Annotated in this window: 15 protein-coding genes; 5 read left to right on the forward strand and 10 right to left on the reverse strand. The window is 71.9% G+C overall.

Annotation, left to right across the window (positions count from 1 at the left end; translation table 11 throughout):
* Positions 1–2: 2 nt before the first annotated feature.
* A complete protein-coding gene (locus V3N99_09720) occupies positions 3–1,784 on the reverse strand; it encodes a DUF429 domain-containing protein (protein ID MEO3937021.1) in 1,782 nt (593 codons plus the stop codon).
* Positions 1,785–1,974: 190 nt separating this feature from the next.
* Between V3N99_09720 and V3N99_09725 the strand changes: the two genes are divergently transcribed.
* Complete coding sequence (locus tag V3N99_09725) at positions 1,975–3,582, forward strand: hypothetical protein (GenBank protein MEO3937022.1); 1,608 nt, start codon at positions 1,975–1,977, stop codon at positions 3,580–3,582.
* Here the strand turns inward: V3N99_09725 and V3N99_09730 are convergent.
* Complete coding sequence (locus V3N99_09730; GenBank protein MEO3937023.1) at positions 3,571–4,767, reverse strand: AI-2E family transporter; 1,197 nt, start codon at positions 4,765–4,767, stop codon at positions 3,571–3,573. The two genes, V3N99_09725 and V3N99_09730, sit on opposite strands and share 12 nt — an antisense overlap.
* Positions 4,768–4,859: 92 nt before the next feature.
* Positions 4,860–5,045 (reverse strand): BldC family transcriptional regulator, encoded by a 186-nt coding sequence (locus tag V3N99_09735; protein MEO3937024.1) that lies wholly within the window; start codon positions 5,043–5,045, stop codon positions 4,860–4,862.
* Positions 5,046–5,517: 472 nt separating this feature from the next.
* On the opposite strand from V3N99_09735, the gene V3N99_09740 reads away from it, so the two are divergent.
* Complete coding sequence (locus V3N99_09740) at positions 5,518–5,712, forward strand: DUF3073 domain-containing protein (GenBank protein MEO3937025.1); 195 nt, start codon at positions 5,518–5,520, stop codon at positions 5,710–5,712.
* A gap of 212 nt (positions 5,713–5,924) precedes the next feature.
* Here the strand turns inward: V3N99_09740 and purM are convergent, their stop codons facing one another.
* The 5 genes from purM to V3N99_09765 all read right to left on the reverse strand — a co-directional run bounded on the left by purM (position 5,925) and on the right by V3N99_09765 (position 10,741).
* On the reverse strand, positions 5,925–7,049 hold the full coding sequence (gene purM, locus V3N99_09745) for a phosphoribosylformylglycinamidine cyclo-ligase (GenBank protein ID MEO3937026.1): 1,125 nt from the start codon (positions 7,047–7,049) through the stop codon (positions 5,925–5,927).
* A 168-nt stretch (positions 7,050–7,217) separates the two neighbouring features.
* Positions 7,218–8,054: a hypothetical protein gene (locus V3N99_09750; protein ID MEO3937027.1), complete on the reverse strand. Its 837-nt coding sequence runs from the start codon at positions 8,052–8,054 to the stop codon at positions 7,218–7,220.
* Positions 8,055–8,448: 394 nt separating this feature from the next.
* Positions 8,449–10,032: an amidophosphoribosyltransferase gene (purF, locus tag V3N99_09755; GenBank protein MEO3937028.1), complete on the reverse strand. Its 1,584-nt coding sequence runs from the start codon at positions 10,030–10,032 to the stop codon at positions 8,449–8,451.
* Between the two features lie 24 nt (positions 10,033–10,056).
* Complete coding sequence (locus tag V3N99_09760) at positions 10,057–10,287, reverse strand: hypothetical protein (protein ID MEO3937029.1); 231 nt, start codon at positions 10,285–10,287, stop codon at positions 10,057–10,059.
* A gap of 67 nt (positions 10,288–10,354) precedes the next feature.
* Positions 10,355–10,741: a sterol carrier family protein gene (locus V3N99_09765; GenBank protein ID MEO3937030.1), complete on the reverse strand. Its 387-nt coding sequence runs from the start codon at positions 10,739–10,741 to the stop codon at positions 10,355–10,357.
* 715 nt (positions 10,742–11,456) lie between these two features.
* Here V3N99_09765 and V3N99_09770 point away from each other — a divergent pair.
* Positions 11,457–11,918: a M1 family aminopeptidase gene (locus V3N99_09770; protein MEO3937031.1), complete on the forward strand. Its 462-nt coding sequence runs from the start codon at positions 11,457–11,459 to the stop codon at positions 11,916–11,918.
* Between the two features lie 36 nt (positions 11,919–11,954).
* On the opposite strand, the gene V3N99_09775 is transcribed toward V3N99_09770, so the two are convergent.
* Both V3N99_09775 and V3N99_09780 read right to left on the reverse strand, forming a co-directional pair.
* Positions 11,955–14,312 (reverse strand): M4 family metallopeptidase, encoded by a 2,358-nt coding sequence (locus tag V3N99_09775; protein ID MEO3937032.1) that lies wholly within the window; start codon positions 14,310–14,312, stop codon positions 11,955–11,957.
* 139 nt (positions 14,313–14,451) lie between these two features.
* Entirely contained in the window at positions 14,452–15,312 is an 861-nt protein-coding gene (locus V3N99_09780) for an LLM class flavin-dependent oxidoreductase (protein MEO3937033.1), read from the reverse strand.
* A gap of 41 nt (positions 15,313–15,353) precedes the next feature.
* Here V3N99_09780 and V3N99_09785 point away from each other — a divergent pair, with 41 nt between their 5' ends.
* A complete protein-coding gene (locus V3N99_09785; GenBank protein ID MEO3937034.1) occupies positions 15,354–16,175 on the forward strand; it encodes a fused MFS/spermidine synthase in 822 nt (273 codons plus the stop codon).
* A gap of 217 nt (positions 16,176–16,392) precedes the next feature.
* The gene (locus V3N99_09790; protein ID MEO3937035.1) at positions 16,393–18,633 is read left to right on the forward strand and encodes an acyltransferase family protein; all 2,241 of its coding nucleotides are present in this window, start codon (positions 16,393–16,395) and stop codon (positions 18,631–18,633) included.

Raw genomic sequence — 18,633 nt, forward strand, 5'->3', positions numbered from 1 at the left:
CCTCAGGCGTCGCTACGGAGACGCCCGCGTCGGGCAACCAGCAGGTCGACGCGGTGGACGTTGCCGTGGAGGTGCACGTAGCGCTCGTCGTAGATCGCGAGCAGGGCGTCGTCGAGACGGCGCACGGCACCCGGCGGGTAACGGTAGCCCATGCGGTCGTCGATCGACGCGGCGTCGAGCGTGGACAGCAGCCCGCCGAGCTCGTCGAGCGAGGTGATCCCGAGCTCGAGCAGGAGACCCGCGATCCACTCGTAGTGGTCGGTGCGCGACCAGCCCGCTCCGGCGAACCGGCCGCTGAGGAAGCTCGCGAGGTCCTGGGTCGCGATGCGCGGGTCCTCCGCGGTGGTGTCGTCCTCGTGAGGCACCTCGGCCGAGCCGCTGAGCAGGCGTCCCCGGATGGCGGAGAACTCGCGGTCGGCCAGCTCGAGCAGCCCTGCGGCCAGGGTGAACCGGCGGTCGAGGTCGCTGACGTGCTCGGGCGGCACCGACCCCTTGTAGCGGATGTCGTGCTCGAACTCCGCCCACGCGTGCTGCAGCACCGTGCGGATCTGGACCTGCGCTGCGATCCCCCCGAGAGCCTGTCCCGCCGCGGAGTCGGCCTCGACGGCGTCGGTGGTCACCAGCAGGTGCCGGCTCGCGTAGCCGAAGCGACCCTCGTCGGCAGTCTCGCGGCCGAGGTCCCGGTCGTCGAGCACGACGTACTCGTCCGTCAGCAGGTCGGCCACGGCCTCGACGTCCTCGTGCAGGTAGGTGATCACGCGCAGCCCCACCTGGTCGGTGATCTCGATGAGCGGGTCGGCGTAGAGCGGTGATCCGTCGGTCCGGGTGCGAGCAGCCTTGCCCGCGAACGACGTCACCGCCTTGGCCCGCCCGGTGACGCTGAGGTAGTTGATGCCCGCCTCGTCGAGCTGGCCGGTCACCACGTCGACGAAAAACTCGGTGGCCGCGGACAGCGAGGAGTGGCGAGCGGCATACGCCTCGACGGCGACCCGAGTAGGATCCGCGGATACCGTTGTAGCGGAGGCGATCTCGCGAGGCTCTCGCGGCGTGGGCACGTGGCCTGCGGGGAGGGTGGGGGTGAGGATCTCACCGGTGCGCGGGTCGCCGTACGTCGTGACCCGCTCTGGCGCCCGGGCGGCGAGCAGGGCGACGTAGGCGCACACCACGGCGTCGACCTCGTCCTCGGCCGGCCGCAGCTCGCTCTTGCGACCGGCGGCCCTGATCCTCTCGACCAGCGCCGACCAGGACGCCGACCCCTGCAGGTGCAACGGAGGGCTCGCCTCCGCCAGGCCCTCGAGCAGGCCGGTCAGACGCAGCAGCTCGGTGCGCAGAGCCTCGAAGGTGCGGCCGGGCTTCTGCTTGTAGCGCAGCACCCGCCCGAGGCGGAAGAGCGAGATGGTCGCCGGGTGGGGGTAGACCTCGACCGCGCGGCGCGCCGACGAGCCCCCGACGGCCAGCCCCAGCGCGGCCGCGAGCTGGCTGGCGCGTGGCGTGTCCTCGAACCCGGGGCGCGAGGTGTTCACCGGGTGGGCGCCCGCGTCGAAGCGGGCGAAGTCGGCACCCAACGCAGCCTCCGCGGGGCGACGGCCGGCAGGGTTGGTCACGACGAGCGGGGCGTCGAAGCCCACCACGACGTCGCCCGTGGTGAAGGGCCGCAGGCTCGCCACGATGGATTTGTCACTGACCGTGGACGAGAGGTGGACGAGGTGCCCGTTGCCGTCGAGCACCGCAAGACCCGTGGGGCGACGGCCACCCCAGGCGAGATCGACGCCGACGAGATGCATGCCCCCACTGTGCCGTATGCCGCCGCCGCCTTCCCCCCTCCCCCGCCCTGTCTCCGGAGAATTTCTCCGCCCCGTGGGACGCGCAGGTGTCCGGACCGCCATACTGTGGCGGTCGCCACGGGATCGGGGGTGACGACCTGCTCGAGCCAATCGAGGCAGTGGTTCGTGCGGCCGAGCAGGGGGTGGAGAGGTGATCGGGCCGTTCCACTGGGTGCTGCGCAACGCCCGCCTGCACGCCGCTGACCGCGACCGCCGCTCGGCGGCCGGTTTCGTGCGTCAGATTCCCGACGAGCCCCACCGCTCTCAGGTCAAGCGCTGGGAGGGCGGCGGGGTCGCCCTCACCCACGGTCTGGTCCGGCGCTACGAGTCGGCCCTCGATCTGCCGGAAGGGTTGCTGCTGAGGGCGATCGACCTGATGGCCCGCGAGGACGCGCCCCTCATGGCGCTCCCTGCGGTCCCTCCGCCGACCTCGCCCGACGTCGTGCGCGAGGCCATGCCGCTGCTCGAGCGGGCCCTCGTCTACGAGTCGATGACCGGGCTCCAGTGGGACCGGTTGACCACGCTCATGGCGCTCACCCCCCACGTGCTGGTGCGGTCGCGCGACTGGGCCACGCTGGTGAACCGGCTCTCGGTCGAGACCGCGGTGAGCACCGGCCTGGAGTACGTGCACCGGTGGGAGGCCGCGGCGCGCATCGTCAGCAACCCGCACGTCACCGACGTCGTCATCGACCTCATCGAGACCGCGCTGAGCGACGACCGCGAGCAGGTCTACTCCGACTACGCCAACCTACTGCGGTTCTGCTCCGACCCCCGCGGGCACGACATCCTCGTGCGCACCATCACCGCGCCCCCCAACCGACGGGCCCAGTGGGCCTCGTTCTCGACCATCGCGACCCTGGTGCGCCACGGCATGTTGAGCCACGAGAACACGGCAGCAGTCCTGCCCGTCGCGCTCGAGGTGCTCGCCGACGAGCAGGTGTCCACGCGCACCCGACGGGCAGCGGCGAGCACGGCCCTCCGGGCAGACGGCCGAGCCCTGCGGTCGGCCACCTCCCGCGGGCTCAAGCGTCTGCGGCTGGGCGCGGCCGACCGGCGCAGGGTCAACGAGGTGCTCAGCTGGACGACCCTCGAGCAGGAGCGACAGGACAGCATCCACGCCGCCACGATCGACGAGCTCGTCCGCGACCAGCGCGCCGACGCCGACGACGCCGCGCTGTCCACCCTCGTGCACACCGCCCTGCGCGAGCCGCACCTCGACGTGCGGGACACCGCCCTGGCTGTCCTGCTCCTCTCCCCCCAGGGCCGCACCCTCGGCCGGGTGCTGGCCCAAGACCTCGACGGCGCCCTGCACGCGCGCGACCTCGGGCGGGCAGGGTCCGACGTGAGCATGCTGTCGTGGCTCCCGCAGCCCGAGGACCTGTCGCTGCTCGGCGACGTCGCGATGGGTCGACGCGGAGGCGACCTCGAGATGGCTGCCCAGGCGGGGGCCGCCGTGGGTAACACGACGCAAGAGGCCGGGCTGGCCCGTGAAGCACTCGACGCAGACCTCGCGGCGTATGCCGCCGCCCAGGTCATGGCGCGCCGGACCGACCCGACCGCGCCGGCCGGCAACGCCTGGGGCGTGTCCTACGCCCTGGGCATGCGGGGGCGGTTCGACCTCGTCGCCGACCTGCTGCACCTGACGTCGGAGCGCCGGGACCACGAGTGGCACTCGTCGCTCACCTGGTGGACGAACCTGCCCGACGCGGTGCGACCCCAGGCTCCCGCTCCACTGGGGGCGCGGCTCTCAGGAGGCTGAGCCGGACGGCTCCGGCGCGCCGAGAGTCGGCAGGTGCTGCGGTGGCTCGAGCGGTGGCTCGTCCTCCTGCGACTCGGGCGGTGGCCCTCCCTGCAGCTCGGCCAAGGCCGGCAGCAGCTCGTGTCGCCGCCGGAAGGTGTCGGTGATGGTGATCGCCGCCGCGGCGACGGGGATGCCGATGATGGCCCCGATCGGCCCGAACAGGGCGGCTCCGATGAAGACCGCGGCCAGGGCGATGGCCGGGTGGACGTCCATCGTGCGACGGCTGATGCGCGGGGTGAAGACGTAGTTCTCGATCTGCTGGTAGACGGTGGCGAAGAGCACGATCCACAGCGCGTTGATCGGCTTGTCGAGCAGCGTGAACAGCGCCGGGAGCAGCACGCCGATGTAGGTGCCGATGGTCGGGATGAACTGGCCGACGATGCCGGCGAGCAGACCCAGGGGCAGCCAGAAGGGCACGTTGATGGCCCAGAAGAACCCAGCGTGGAAGATGGCCGACAGCGAGGCCAGCACGACCTTGGAGATCACGTAGCCACCGGTCTTCTCGACAGCGATCTCCCAGACCCGCGTCAGCACCAGCTGGTAGCGCGGCTGCAGCCACGAGCCGATGCTCTGACGCAGCTTGGGGCTGTCGGCCGAGAGGTAGTAGGCGAAGACCAGGATGGTCAGCGAGTCGAAGAGGAAGGTCAGCAGCGAGCCGAAGACACCGAGGAGACCGCCTCCGTAGCGCCCGGCCAGGTCACCGATCTTGGTCGGGGTCAGGTCGAGCGTGGTGCGGATCTTGGTGAGGTCGAACTCGGTGTCGAACCGGTGGTTGATCCACGCCACCGCCTGGGTCATCGACGCCGGGAACTGCTCGCCGAGCGCGGTGGCCTGGATGTAGAACACCTGGCCGAAGAGGGCGAGGACGGCGACGACGATGACGAGCAGCCCGACCATGACGATGCCCGTGGCGAGACCGCGGGGGCGCACACCGTGGCGCAGCAGCCAGATCACCGGCGGCTCCATCGCGATCGACAGCAGCCAGGCCAGCACGATCAGGAAGAGGAACGAGCTGAGCGCCCCGAAGGCCCAGATCCCGAGCAGGAGCGCCGCCACCATCAGGATCGCGGTGGTCGCGGTGCGCTTGGCCGACGCGGGCGTGAGCGCGATCCACATCGGACGGCGTGGGGCGTCAGGACTCATCAGGCCAGCGTAGTTCGCCGGGCTCCCCGCGCAGAAGCGGCCGGACCCACCCCCGGGTCCGGCCGCTTCTCGCGAACGTGCTCTGCTCGTCCTCAGTGGGAACCGAGCAGCCGGCTGACCTCGCTCTCGAGGTATCGCCGGTGTCCACCGAGGGTGCGGATCGCCGTCAGCTTGCCTGCCTTCGCCCAGCGTGTGACCGTCTTCGGGTCCACGCGGAACATGGCCGCAACCTCTGCTGGCGTCAGCAGCTTCTCGTGTTCCTGTGTGTCAATGGCCATCGCCATGGTTGTTCTCCCCGCATCTCTCATCGGATCCATCACCCGGTGCCCCCACCAGACTTACCCCGGACCCACCGTACATCGACAAAGTGGAAGAAGGAGGCTTATGTCGCCATAAGTTCCAAGGTCCCCATACGACCCAGCGGACGAGCACGAGATGTGCCTAGGGGGTCCGCCCCACATCGGTCAATTTAGTACATCTGTGTCGAAATGTCCACCGTTTGGCTGATCTGGGTGACGCCACGGCACCCTGGGCCCTGAGCCGTCCCCACCTCCGGCAGCCTGCCCCGGCCGTCCGTGGGGTGGTCCTGTCGGCGGGCTTGCCGGTCTGGTGCGCAGATCGTCTGGCGCTGAGGTAGCGTTAGCCACACGATTACACACGATTCCCGGGGCCGCTTCGCGGGACATCGAACGGCCCTGTGCCGTCCGATGCCGCGCCGCCGCCCCGGCAGACGCATGAGGGGGTCACGCCATGGGGCGCGGCCGGGCGAAGGCCAAGCAGACCAAGGTCGCTCGGGAGCTGAAGTATTTCTCTCCCAACACCGACTTCAGTTCGCTTGAGCGAGAACTCCACACTTCGACGTCCAGAGACACCGACCACCGGTCGGATGTCGATGACGTCGAAGAGCACGACGACTACAGCAAGTGGGCGTCGGGCGACGGCTGACGCCCTCGCTCCTCCCACCTGACTTCACCTCATGCGTGACCACGTGACCCGTGGTGCGCTGGCTGGCGCCCCGACAGGGGTCCGGTCCCTGGTCGACGAGAACGGACTCCGCTCCCTCGAGCGCACGGCCCGCCTCGCGCACCGATGCCTCATGGCCTGACGTCCGGACTCGTGACCGAGTCCGGACGTCAGGTCGTCAGGCGGTCAGCGGGTCAGCTCGCGGAGGGGTGCTCGCCGACGACCTGCACCGCGCCTCCGTCGACGCCCTTGGCGCCACGGACCACCTCGTGGCTCGGCTCGTGAGCGATGTCGGCCTCGACGCCGACCCCACCGGCTACCCAGGCCGACAGCCCGCGGGTCCTCGCGACCTCCACGGCTCGGTCGGCCTGGTCGGCGGGTAGGAGAGCGACGAAGCCCACCCCCATGTTGAGGGTGCGCTCGAGATCGGCCCGCGGCACGCGGCCGAGGGCCCCGATCGTGCTGAAGACCGCGGGCGGCGTCCACGTGGCCCGGTCGATCCGCGCGCTCAGGCCGGCCGGCAGGACGCGGGCGAGGTTGGCGGCCAGTCCGCCACCGGTGACGTGACTGAGGGCGTGCACGTCGAGCCCGTCGGTGCGCACGAGCGCGAGGAGGTCGGCGGCATACACCCGGGTAGGGGTGAGCAGCTCCTCCCCGAGGGTGCGGCCGAAGTCGGGGACCTCGCGGTCGAGAGCCCATCCGGCCTGCGCGACGACCCGGCGCACGAGCGAGTAGCCGTTCGAGTGCAAGCCACTGGAGGCGAGCGCGAGCACGACGTCTCCACTACGCACCCGCCCCGGCCCGAGGATGTCGGCGAGCTCCACCACCCCGGTGGCGGCGCCCGCGACGTCGTACTCGTCGGGCGCGAGCAGGCCCGGGTGCTCCGCGGTCTCGCCACCGACGAGGGCGACGCCGGCCTGCTGGCAGGCCGCGGCGATGCCGCCCACGATGGCCGCGACGCGCTCGGGCACGACCCTGCCCGTGGCGATGTAGTCGGTCATGAAGAGCGGCTCGGCGCCGCACACGACGATGTCGTCGACGACCATGCCCACCAGGTCGAAGCCGATGGTGTCGTGCCGGTCGAGCGCCTGCGCGATGGCGACCTTGGTGCCGACCCCGTCGGTCGAGGTCGCGAGCACCGGGTGGGTCATCCGGGTCAGAGCGCTCGCGTCGAAGAGCCCGGCGAAGCCGCCGAGCCCGCCGAGCACCTCGGGCCGCTGGGCCCGGGCGACGGCGGCCTTCATCAGCTCGACTGCCTTGTCACCGGCCTCGACGTCGACTCCGGCGGAGGCGTAGGTGATGGGCGCAGCGTCAGTCACCCGCTCAGGGTATCGGCGGAGGGAGGGTCGGGCATCCACGTGCCCCGCACCGCCGGTGGCGTTCTACCCCGCTGCTGGCGTTTTACCCCGCTGCGCCAATGGGGTGACACGTCGCGGCAGGGAGCGACGGATCACCCCGTTGTCCGACGGGCCCCGGATGGAGCGGGGTCAGGCCGCGGATCTGGCGCTCAGGCGTGCATGGGCCCGACAGACCTGGTCCATGAAGGCGGCGGTCTGCAGCCGCAACCCGACGAGGTCGATCCTCAGCAGCGAGTCGCCGAGGACCACGATCTCATTGCGACTGAGGTTGTCCTCGCTCACGGCGAGACCCTCGCGGTGCTGCGGGCCGTCGATCTCGACCACGAGCCCGATCCCGGACCAGCGGACGTCGAGGTATGCGCGGCCCGTGGCCGTCTGCACAACAGCCTGCCGAGTCGGCTCCGGCAGCCCCCGCGCGCGGCACAGCCTCGCGAAGTCGAGTTCACCCAGTGACTGGACACCGTCGGCGAGGTCTGCGACAAGGGTGGCGACCAGCCGCGCCCGACCCCTGATCCGCAGGCTCTCGGCCGCCGCGAGGAGCCTCTCGGGCGTGGTCAGCCGCTGCTGGACGGTCAGGCAGAGAATCAACGCCGCCTGACGGTCGCTGGCCGCCCAGTGCGCAGCCCTGATCGCGGCGACGTCGGGGGCGGTCCGCGGAAGGCCCGAGCCGACGACCTCGTCGCTCATGCGGACGGGAACGGTATGGGTGACGACCCCGGAGACACGGTAGGGCCGGCACCCGTGCGGGATGGAGACGTGCAGCATCGGGCTGCTGAAGCCGCTGAGCCCGGCATGCTGAAGCGCGGTGACTCCGTCGAGGACCGCGATCCGGTGTCCCACCTCCCAGACCGCCCGCCACCGACGGGCCACGTCATCCACGGGGCCCCGGTGCAGCGCGACGGTCTGGTGGCCGAGCGGGCGCCACCGCTCCGCCTCCACCTCGTGGCGCACGTGGTCGTGGGTCATCCCCAGCCCCCTCAGCAGGCGGCGGGACAGCACGTCCCCATACGGTCTCGCGACAGCGGCAGCGACTGCGCGCCGTGTGAGTCCCTCTCCCATGCGGGGCAGCGTGCCCAGGCCGACGGTACTCGTGCCAGCCCCGCCGTTCGACCCTGTGGACGGCCTCACCGAGCAGGGAGGATGGGGACGACACCGCTTCGGGGCCACAGCGGGGTGATCCGTCGCCCTCAGGAGCCGCGTTTTACCCCCTAAGCGGCGGGGTAAAACGGCGCCGGGGTAAAACGTCGCTGCCTGGAGCGACCTTTCACCCCCTTGACCTAGAGGGGTAAAACGCCGACTCCCGGCGGCCCGCACGCTCCCCACGTCTGAGGCTCAACGGTGGAGCGCCGACGTACGGCGCTCAGGGGTGGAGCAGGGCGTTCTCGGCGCCGCCGGCCACCCCGAGCGAGACGCCCTCGGCGTCGCCGAGGTGCAGATCGGTGTCGTGGCCCGTGCGCACCGAGATCGGCAGCGTCTCGAGCACGTGCTTGCCGATCCGGCCGTCCTCGGGCAGGGCGATGGGGTAGGTGCCGGTGAAGCAGGCGGTGCACAGCTGGTCGCTCGGCTGCTGCGTCGCGGCGGTCATCCCCTCCTCCGAGATGAAGCCGAGGGAGTCGGCCCCGATCGCGGCGCAGATCTCCTCCACCCCGAGCCCGGTCGCGATCAGCTCGGCCCGGGTCGCGAAGTCGATGCCGTAGAAGCACGGCCACGTGATGGGCGGGCTCGAGATGCGCACGTGGATCTCGGCGGCCCCGGCCTCGCGCAGCATCCGCACCTGGGCCCGCTGGGTGTTGCCCCGCACGATCGAGTCGTCGACGACGACCAGCCGCTTGCCCCGGATGGTGTGCTCGAGCGGGTTGAGCTTGAGCCGGATGCCGAGCTGGCGCAGGGTCTGCGACGGCTGGATGAAGGTGCGGCCCACATAGGCGTTCTTGACGAAGCCCTGGCCGAAGGGGATGCCCGACTCCTGCGAGTAGCCCACCGCCGCCGGCACGCCCGACTCCGGCACCCCGATGACGAGGTCGGCGTCGACCGGGTGCTCACGGGCCAGCTGGCGACCCATGTCGACCCGCGCCTCGTGCACGACCTTGCCGCTGATGACCGCATCGGGGCGAGCGAGGTAGACGTACTCGAAGACGCAGCCCTTGGGCTGGGCCGGCGCGAAGCGGTGCGTCCGCAACCCGTTCTCGTCGATGACGACCAGCTCGCCCGGCTCGATCTCGCGCACCACGCTGGCGCCGATGGTCTGCAGCGCGGCGGTCTCGGAGGCGACGACCCAGCCCCGCTCGAGCCGGCCGAGGGCCAGGGGTCGGACGCCGTAGGGGTCGCGGGCGGCATACAGGGTGTGCTCGTCCATGAAGACGAAGCAGAAGGCGCCCTTGAGCAGGGGCAGCACCTCGAGGGCGGAGGCCTCGAGCGTGCGGTCCTGGTCTGCGGCGAGCAGCGCCGTCACGAGCGCGGTGTCGCTGGTGTTGCCCCGGGCGAGCTCGCCACGGCGGGCGGCGTCGGCCCCGACCCGCTCGTGCACGAGATCGCGCAGCTCGACGGTGTTGATCAGGTTGCCGTTGTGGGCCAGGGCGACCGTGCTCTGGCCGCCGCCACCGAGCGTCGGCTGGGCATTTTCCCAGGTCGAGCCCCCGGTGGTGGAGTAACGGGTGTGCCCGATCGCGAGGTGACCGCGCAGCGAGCTCAGCGCCGTCTCGTCGAAGACCTGGCTGACCAGCCCCATGTCCTTGTAGACCAGGATCTTGTCGCCGTCACCGGTGGCGATGCCCGCCGACTCCTGGCCGCGGTGCTGCAGCGCGTAGAGACCGAAGTAGGTGAGCTTGGCGACGTCTTCGCCGGGCGCCCAGACCCCGAACACCCCACAGGCGTCCTGGGGGCCCTTGTCCGCTCGGTCGAGAAGGTTGAGGTCGTGGGAAAGTCTGCCGTCGCCGCGTGCCACGGCTCCAGTGTCACACAGTGCTGATCAGTGGCGGCGATCGACCAGCACCGCGACCAGCCCGGCGACCAGCGCGCCGAGGAAGGCGAACATGATCCCGAGGTAGCCGATCTCGGAGCTCGCGCTGTAGGCCTGGGCGCGGTCGCTGAGCATGGAGACGACGAAGCCCACGAAGAACCCGATGAGCGCGCCGGAGCCGATCCAGCGCTTGAAGTCAGGGGTGCGGCGGCGGGCTCGGGCCCGGGTGGCGGTCGACATGCTCCCAGTTTAGGCGACTGCGTCAGGGGTGTCGCGAGCGCTTCGAGCGCAGTGGGTGCCGAGTACGTCACATGTCCGTGAGCGGCAGGAAGGCGCCGAGGTCGGCGCGGCGGCCCGACGCCTGCACGACGCCGGCGTCGAGCGCCTCCGCCCAGGTGAGAGCGCCGTCGACGAGCCGCAGCCAGGTGCGCGCGTCGGTCTCGAAGGTGTTGCCCGGTGTGCCACGGGTGTGGCGCGGGCCCTCGATGCACTGCACGGCGCCGTAGGGGGGCACGCGCAGCTCGACCGAGCGGCCGGGGTGGCGCGCGGCGAACTCCTCGAGCGCGTAGCGCACCGCGGTGCCGAGCACGGTGCGATCCACCAGCCGGGGGTCCGACCCGGAGGCTCGGGTGGCCGCGAGCGCGGCACGACCCTCGGCGGGGTCGACACGACGGCGGGCGGGCACCCTCGCCATGCTGCCACTGCGGTGGTGGTGGTCGGTGCCACGGGTGTGTCGGCGGGGATCACCACCCACCCGCAACACCCCTGACCAGGAGTTCCGTCGAGACGCACCGCCCGCACCGCCGTCGGCCCGCACCGCCGTCGGCCCGCACCGCCGTCGGCGCCGCCGACCGACCGCCTCACCGGCGACACCGTCATCACGGCCACCGCGACCCAGGATCTGCCGAGCTGCCACCTCGACCTGGTGCTGACGGAGACCTCCGTCGTCGTCAACGGCACGCCGGCGCGATTCCGCCAGGTGCCGCGCGAGCTCGTGGTCACGCCCGCGGCCCCGCTGAGCAAGGGCGCTGCGATCACCGTGGAGGTGCGCTACGCCGAGACCCCCTCGACGGTCAGCGACGGCCGGGTCAGCCCCTGGCTGAGCACCCCCGACGGGGCTCAAGGCGCTGAGCAACGGGCAGCTCCCCTCCCGTCGGGCCTCCGGCGGACGGGTCACCTGGGCCTGGCGCGAGAGCCACCCCATGACGTCCTACCTCGCTGGGCCGACTTCGTGCGGGTTCCCGAGGTCATCGACCGGGCGAGCCAGTGGGGCCCCTACCCCGTCGAGGGCGTCGGCAGCATCGCGGCCGACGTCGACTTCGGCTTCGCGCTCGGGAGGCAGACGCGCCCGGTCTACACCCTGGGTGTTCTGGCGCAGCTCGTCCAACGTCTAGGTCCTGGTCCCCGAGCTGGCGCACCAGTGGTACGGCGACTCGGTCAGCGTCGAGAGCTGGCGCGACATCTGGCTCGACGAGGGGTTCGCGTCCTTCGCCGAGTGGCGGCGGTCCGAGACCCAGGAGGGGAGCGCCCAGGACATGATGGCCTACTACTACGGGCAGATCGGCTCCGGCTCGTCGTTCTGGCGTCAGCCGATCGGCGACCCGGGCAAGGGCAGCGAACTCGCCTCGCCCGCCTGCACCCGTGGGGCCATGGCGCGGCAGGCCCTGCGCAACAGGGTCGGCGACCCGGCGTTCCTCCAGCTGATGCGGCAGTGGGCCCTCACCCACCGCGGTGGCAACGGGTCGGTCCGACAGTCCATCGGGCTCGCCCAGCGCCTCACCGGGCAGGACCTGCAGGCCTTCTTGCGGGGGTGGCTCTACACGGGGTCCAAGCCAGCCGCGGTGTCGGTCGAGAGGATGCCGGCGGCGTAGGGGCTGCGGCGCTGACGGCGCCGCAGCCCCACCCGCTCACGAGGTGGTCAGGGACGTGTCGTCCACGACGAAGGACGTCTGCCGCGACGCGTCCTCTGCCCCCTCGAAGGTCACCGTGACGGTCTGGCCGGCGAAGGACGAGACGTCATAGGTGTACTGCACGTAGCCCGGTCGGGCGTCGAGGTTGGACAGGGTCTGCAGCGTGGTGGGCGCCGGGGTCCCGATCTTGACGGTCAGCTGGTCGTGCACCGTCGGGTCGGTCTCTGCCGTGTCCACGTGCACCCAGAACCCGAGGGTGGCGCGGCAGCCGCCCGGGATGGCGACCTTCTGGCTGATCGCCTCGTGCGTCGACAGGCCGTAGCCGTCCAGCCAGGCCGACCGGGTGCCGCCGTGGGCGGGCTGCGCAGCGCGCCAGGCCCCGATGTTGGCCACGACACCGGTCCAGCTCGAGGTGCCCGTCTCGAAGCCCTGGTTGCCCAGCACCTGGGTGGCCCTGGCGCACGCGGTGGTCACGACCCACCTGAACGTCGCCGACCCGACACCCCCGCCACCACTGGCCGTCACGGTCACCGACGACGTGACGCCACTGGTGGGTGTGCCCGAGATCAGACCCGTCGAGGGGTTGACCGTCAGGCCGGCCGGCAGCCCGGTGGCACTCCAGGTGTAGGGCGCCGTCCCGCCCGTGGCCGCCAGCTGGAGGCTGATCGCCACCCCGCGCGCCGTGGTGCGGGTGCCCGGGTTGGTCACCTTCGGTGCCGACACGACGCAGGTGACCTCACCCGACTGGGCCGGGACGCTGATCGCGTCCCACGCCGCCTTGACGGTGGCGTAGGGAACACAGTTGCCGGGGTAGAGGTTCTTCGCCGCCGCCAGCGTGGCCTTGCGGTAGGACAGGTAGGTCATGCCCGACGTCTTGGTGAGCATGGCGTTGTAGAAGATCTTGCCCGCGTTGACGATGCCGACGCCGGTGACGCTGTTGCCGTTGCAGGTCGGGCTCGCGGGCAGGCCGCCGCTGGCGGCGCTGCCCTGGGCCAGCAGCACGAACCAGTGGTCGAGCGGGCCCGCGGCGGAGTGGGTCTCCATCCGGGGGACCGAGGACGAGTAGCAGCTGGGGTCACCCACGAGGGACGGGTTGTACATCTGGCGGATCGGTCCGTTGCCCACGAGGTCGACGGTCTCGCCGATGCTGTAGTCGGGCGTGTCGTAGGGGGCGGGCTCGTTGGAGTAGAACTCGGTGAGGGCGCCGAAGATGTCACCGGTGGCCTCTGACACGCCGTTGCCGGACATGCCGCCCGGGGTGGTGGAGTCGATCGCGTGCCCGAACTCGTGCCCCACGACGTCGAGCGAGGCGATGTACTTCCCTGCGGTGTTGTGGCCGATCGAGACGCTGGTGCCGTCCCAGTAGGCGTTGATCGCGTTGAGGCCGACGTAGACCGGGAAGCCCGAGCCGGAGCCGTTGATGCCGTTGCGGCCGAGCCAGGTCGAGAGCATGTCCCACTCGTGCTGCACCCCGTAGAGAGCGTCGGCGCAGCTGGTCTCGACCGCGGTGCCCACGCCGTTGCCCCACGAGTCGTCGGTGCCGGTCAGCACCGCGCGGGACGAGTAGTCACGGCACGAGAGGCCAGGGCGGGTGGGGTCGGTCATCGAGAACGCCGACTCCGATCCGGTGGTCGTGATCGTGAAGGGGCTGGGGCCGTTGAGCCACCCCGCCCCGCTCCCGGCGTTGTCGGTGACCTCGTCGATGGAGCGCAGCACGGCGCCGCTGGTGGCGTCGACGAAGACGTGGAGTCGGCTCGGCAGGGTGCCGCGGTGGCCGGTGACCACCGACTCGTAGGCCAGGGCGTTGGCCGCCGGCGTGGCGAGGACGACGAGGCGGGTGCTCACGACCCGCGGGCCCTGGGCCCCGCGCGTCCGGGCGACCGTGGCCGCGGCAGCCAGCGACAGGCGGGGCCGCGTGGAGAGGGTCAGCGCCGATGTCTGCTGGCCGTCACTGACCGACAGCACGCGGCCACTGGAGTCGGTCGTGGCGACGAAGTCGCCACCCACGACCGGGAGCCCGCGGTAGGTGCGCTCGTACGCGACGTGCTGCAGGCCGCCGTCGCCGGAGACCACGGTGCGGGCCGTGAAGGTGTCACCGGGCCCGGCGTGCAGCCGGGCCGGTCGCGCACGGACCAGCGCGTCGGCGCCGCGCGCGGCGGCAGCGCGGGCCAGCGGGGTCGCCAGGGGTGCGGCGGGTGACGGGACCCTGGACGAGACCAGCTGCGGCGCCGAGGCTGCCGTCGCCGGGAGGCTCGAGGTGGCCGCAGCCGGAGCGCTGCCGGCGCTGGAGATGCCGGCGGTGGCAGTGAGGACGGTGGCAGTGAGGACGGCCACCACGGGCAGGACGCGGTGCATGTGAGGTGCTCCTGGTCTCGGGTGCGCAGATCGTGAGGGTGCACGGAGGGCCGTCGCCAGGTCAGGCGCCGACATGACAACCGTAGCCCGATTTACCCCTATATATCCCTAAACCAGACTAACAGGCACGCAGCACCGGTCAGGCCCTCGCCACCACCACGCGGGCCACCTGCTCGAGGGTGGCCACCGACCCGGCATACGGGCTCGAGGGGCGTGGCCAGTGCGTGATGACGTCGGTGAAGCCGAGCTCGTCGGCGCGTCCGGCCATCTCCTCGAAGAGGTCGACGCTCTCGAGCGCGTAGCGCGGAGAGGAGTCGAGGTTGAGGTAGCGAGGGAAGGTGGCGACGTCGCGACCGAGCTCGCGCAGCTCCGCCTCGAGCGTGTCGCGTGCGGTCCCCAGCGCGGCGAACCAGTCGTCGAGATGCTCGACCTTCGGCCCGGTCGTCACCCAGCCGTCGGCGTGACGGGCACAGAAGCGCAGTGACCGCGGCCCGTTGGCCGCGACGAGCACCGGCACGTGCGCCACCCGAGGGAGGGTGCGGGCATCGCGAGCGCTGAACCACCGGCCCTCGACGCTCACGTGGTCGTCGTCGCGCAGCCGCAGGAGCAACCGGGTGAACTCCTGGAAGCGGTCGACGCGCTCGCCGACCGTCAGCTCGGGGCCCCCGAGCAGCCGTGAGTCGAGGTCACCGCCGGTCCCCACACCCAGCAGGAAGCGACCGCCGCTGAGGTCGTCGAGCGACTGCACGTCGCGGTGCAGCGCGACCGGGTGGCGGTAGTTGGGGCTGACGACAAACGTGCCGAGCAGGATGCGCGACGTCACCAGGGCGGCCGCAGTGAGAGTGGGCGTCGTTCCATACCAGGGAGATTCGGGTAGCCCACCCCAGACGAGGTGGTCATAGGTCCAGGCGTGGTGGAAGCCCATCTCCTCGGCCGCCCGCCAGCGCGGAGCCGACTCGCGCCACGGCAGCTCGGGCAGGATGGTGAGGCCGAAGCGCATCCTGCGACCTTACGCTCGGCCCGCGGCCTAGGCTGACCCGTATGCCGGGTGGTCACGTCGAGCTCGTCCCGGACGACCGCGGCGGAGTGACCCTCCTGCTGGACGGGTCACCCCAGTCGCACGTGCAGCTGTCCGACCCCGGCCTGCTCGCCTTCGAGTACGTCGCCCACCTGGCGCTCGTCATCGACGCGACGGCGCCACCGGCCCCGGCGACCCTGGCCGTCACGCACGTCGGGGGCGCCGCCATGACGCTGGCCAGGTGGGTCGAGCACACCCGCCCCGGCTCGCCGCAGATCGTCATGGAGCCGGATGCCGCGCTCACCGAGCTCGTGCGCCACGAGCTGCCGCTGCCGCGGCGACACCGCATCAGGGTGCGTCCCGTCGACGGCCTCACCGGCACCGCGGCCCTGGCGGACACGAGCGCCGATGTCGTCGTGGTCGACGCCTTCGACCACGGACAGGTGCCGGCCGAGCTGACGACGACGGCCTACCTCGCGGACGTCGCCCGGGTGCTCCGGCCCACCGGGGTGGCGCTGCTCAACCTCGCTGACGAGCCGGGCCTGCGCTACGTCGCCCGGGTCGTCGCGTCGCTCGCCGCGACAGGTCTCCTCGGCGAGGTGGCACTGCTCGCGACGCAGGAGGTGCTCAAGGGGCGACGCTTCGGCAACGTCGTCGTCGCCGCGTCGGCGACGCCCCTCGACGTCTCCACCCTCGCGGCCCGGGTCGCGCGCTCACCGCTCCCGACGGGACTGCGCCGGGGCGGCGACGTCGAGCGGATGGCGCGCTCGGCGCGACCGCTGACCGTCGACGACCCCCGGCCGTCGCCACCGTCTCCCGACCCGGGGCGCTGGAGGGTGCGCTGAGGGTGCACTGAGGGATGCGCTGAGCAGATTTCGTGCTGAGGGCAGAGCCTGGACCGTCCGTTCGACCTATTCGGAGATAGTACATTTAGCCGTATTGCGCCTTAAGTCTGTTCCAGTAGATTTGCCCCTGTCACTGAGCCGCCGCCGTAGTCGCGCTCCAGCCAGCCCCTCCCCCCCCACGGGAGGGTGACACGACAGGCAAGGGCCCCCCACCCCCATGACCGTAACCCTGAGCCCGAGCGCGGCCATCTACCGCCGCTCGGACGATCGCCCCCTCCCCTCGGCCTGGCCGGGCCGCACGCGTCGCCCCCTGACCGTGCGCCGCGCCCGCACTGCGCGCAAGGTCATCGCCCGCCTCCGGCGGCCGGCCGACCGCGACTTCCGCCCCGACATCGAGGGCCTGCGTGCCGTCGCCGTCGTCGCCGTCGTCGTCTACCACGCGGGACTCGCCCTACCCGGTGGCTACGTCGGGGTCGACGTCTTCTTCGTCATCTCCGGGTTCCTGATCACCAAGCAGCTGACCCGCTCGGTCAGCCGCAAGGGTCTGGGTGCGCTGCCCGCCTTCTACGCCTCGCGCATCCGGCGGCTGCTGCCCGCCGCCGCCCTCGCCACGGTCGCGACGGTGACGGCCTTCCGCTTCTTCGGCCCCCCGCTCCAGGTGCGCGAGGTCACCACCGACGGGGTCTTCGCCGCCGTCTCCGCTCTCAACTACCGCCTGGCCGCGCTCGGCACCGACTACCAGCACGTGGGCACCGCGGCCTCGCCGCTGCAGCACTTCTGGTCGCTGGCGGTCGAGGAGCAGTTCTACGTGGTGTGGCCGCTCGTCGTCGCCGGCCTGCTGCTCGCCGGTCGCTTCTTCGGGCGTCGTGCCGGGCGCCTGATGCTGCTCGGGGTCGTCGTCGCCGTCATCGCCTCCTCCGCGATCGCGTCCGCGCAGCTGACCGCCACCTCGGCGCCCTGGGCCTACTTCGGCATCCACACCCGCGCCTGGGAGCTCGCAGTCGGTGCCCTGCTCGCCCTCACCGCCAAACGCCTGGTCGACCTCCCCCGCCGGCTCGCCGGTGTGCTGGCCTGGGCCGGCCTCGCCGCCATCGCCTACAGCGCCGTGCGGTTCACGCAGGCCACCCCCTTCCCCGGCACCGCCGCCTGGATCCCGGTCGGCGGCGCGGCAGCAGTCATCGCGGCCGGGTGCGGCGCCCGGGTGGGCGCCGAGCGCGTGCTCGCCGAGCCGCTGATGCAGTGCCTGGGACGCGTCTCCTACTCGTGGTATCTGTGGCACTGGCCGATGCTGGTCATCGCGCCCTACGCCGCCGGTCGAGCCCTCGGCAGCTGGGAGCGGGGCGCCATCCTCTGGCTCTCCCTCGTCGTCGCCATCGCGTCCTTCGTGTGGGTCGAGCAACCGGTGCGGCACCTGACCTGGCCCACGTGGCAGTGGGTCGGCAGCGGCGGTCTCATCATCGCCACGGTCACCGCCTGCTCGCTCGGCGTCGCCGTGCTCGCCCCGCGCACCACCGGCTCGGGTGCCGCAGCCACGCTCGCGAGCGTGGCCGTGCCCGCGACCGGCGGGGCCGCGACCACCGGGGCGAAGGGGTCCGCCGCCGCGACCGCCCTGACCGCCCCGACCGTGGGCGACCTGATCGCCCGCACCGTCGCCGCCTCGGTCGACACCCGCGCGGTGCCGGCCAACCTCACTCCCGCCCCGCAGGACGCTGCCTCGTCCCTGCCGCCCACCTCGACCAACGGGTGCCACGCCGGCTTCACCGCCGTCACCCAGGGCGACTGCGTCTACGGCGACGTGCGGGCCACCGACACCGTGGTGCTCTTCGGCGACTCGCACGCCGAGCAGTGGCTACCCGCCCTCGACATCGCCGCCAAGGACAAGCACCTCCGGGTCGTCAGCTGGACGAAGGCCGCCTGTCCCGCTGCCCGGCTCACCGTCTTCAACCCGTCGCTCAACCGCTCCTACACCGAGTGCGACGCGTGGCGGGGCGCCACGATCGCCCGCATCGGCGCCCTGCGCCCGGTCCTGGTCCTGGTGTCGCAGTCGGAGAACGTCGCGTCATCATCGGTCTCGCCGGCGCAGTTCGCCGCGGCGACCGTGGCGACGCTGAAGGACCTCAGCGCTGCCGGGGCGCGACGGCTGGCTTTCGTGCAGGACATCCCGACCCCGGGGACCGACCTGCCGGGCTGCATCGCCACCCACCTCGACGACGCCCGGGCGTGCTCCTACGACCGGTCGACGGCCTACCGCTACCCGGCCCGGCACGCCGCCTTGGCACCGGCCCTCACGGCCTCCGGCGTCACGACGCTCGACCCGGCAGCGTGGTTCTGCGGAGCCGACCGCTGCCCCTCGGTGGTCGGCAACGTGCTGGTCTACCGCAACGAGTCGCACATGACCGTTCCCTACAGCCGCTGGCTGGCTCCCGCCATCGCCACGGCCCTCCCCACGAAGGCCTGA

It is taken from the genome of Dermatophilaceae bacterium Soc4.6 (assembly GCA_039889245.1).
In the GTDB taxonomy this organism is placed as follows: domain Bacteria; phylum Actinomycetota; class Actinomycetes; order Actinomycetales; family Dermatophilaceae; genus Lapillicoccus.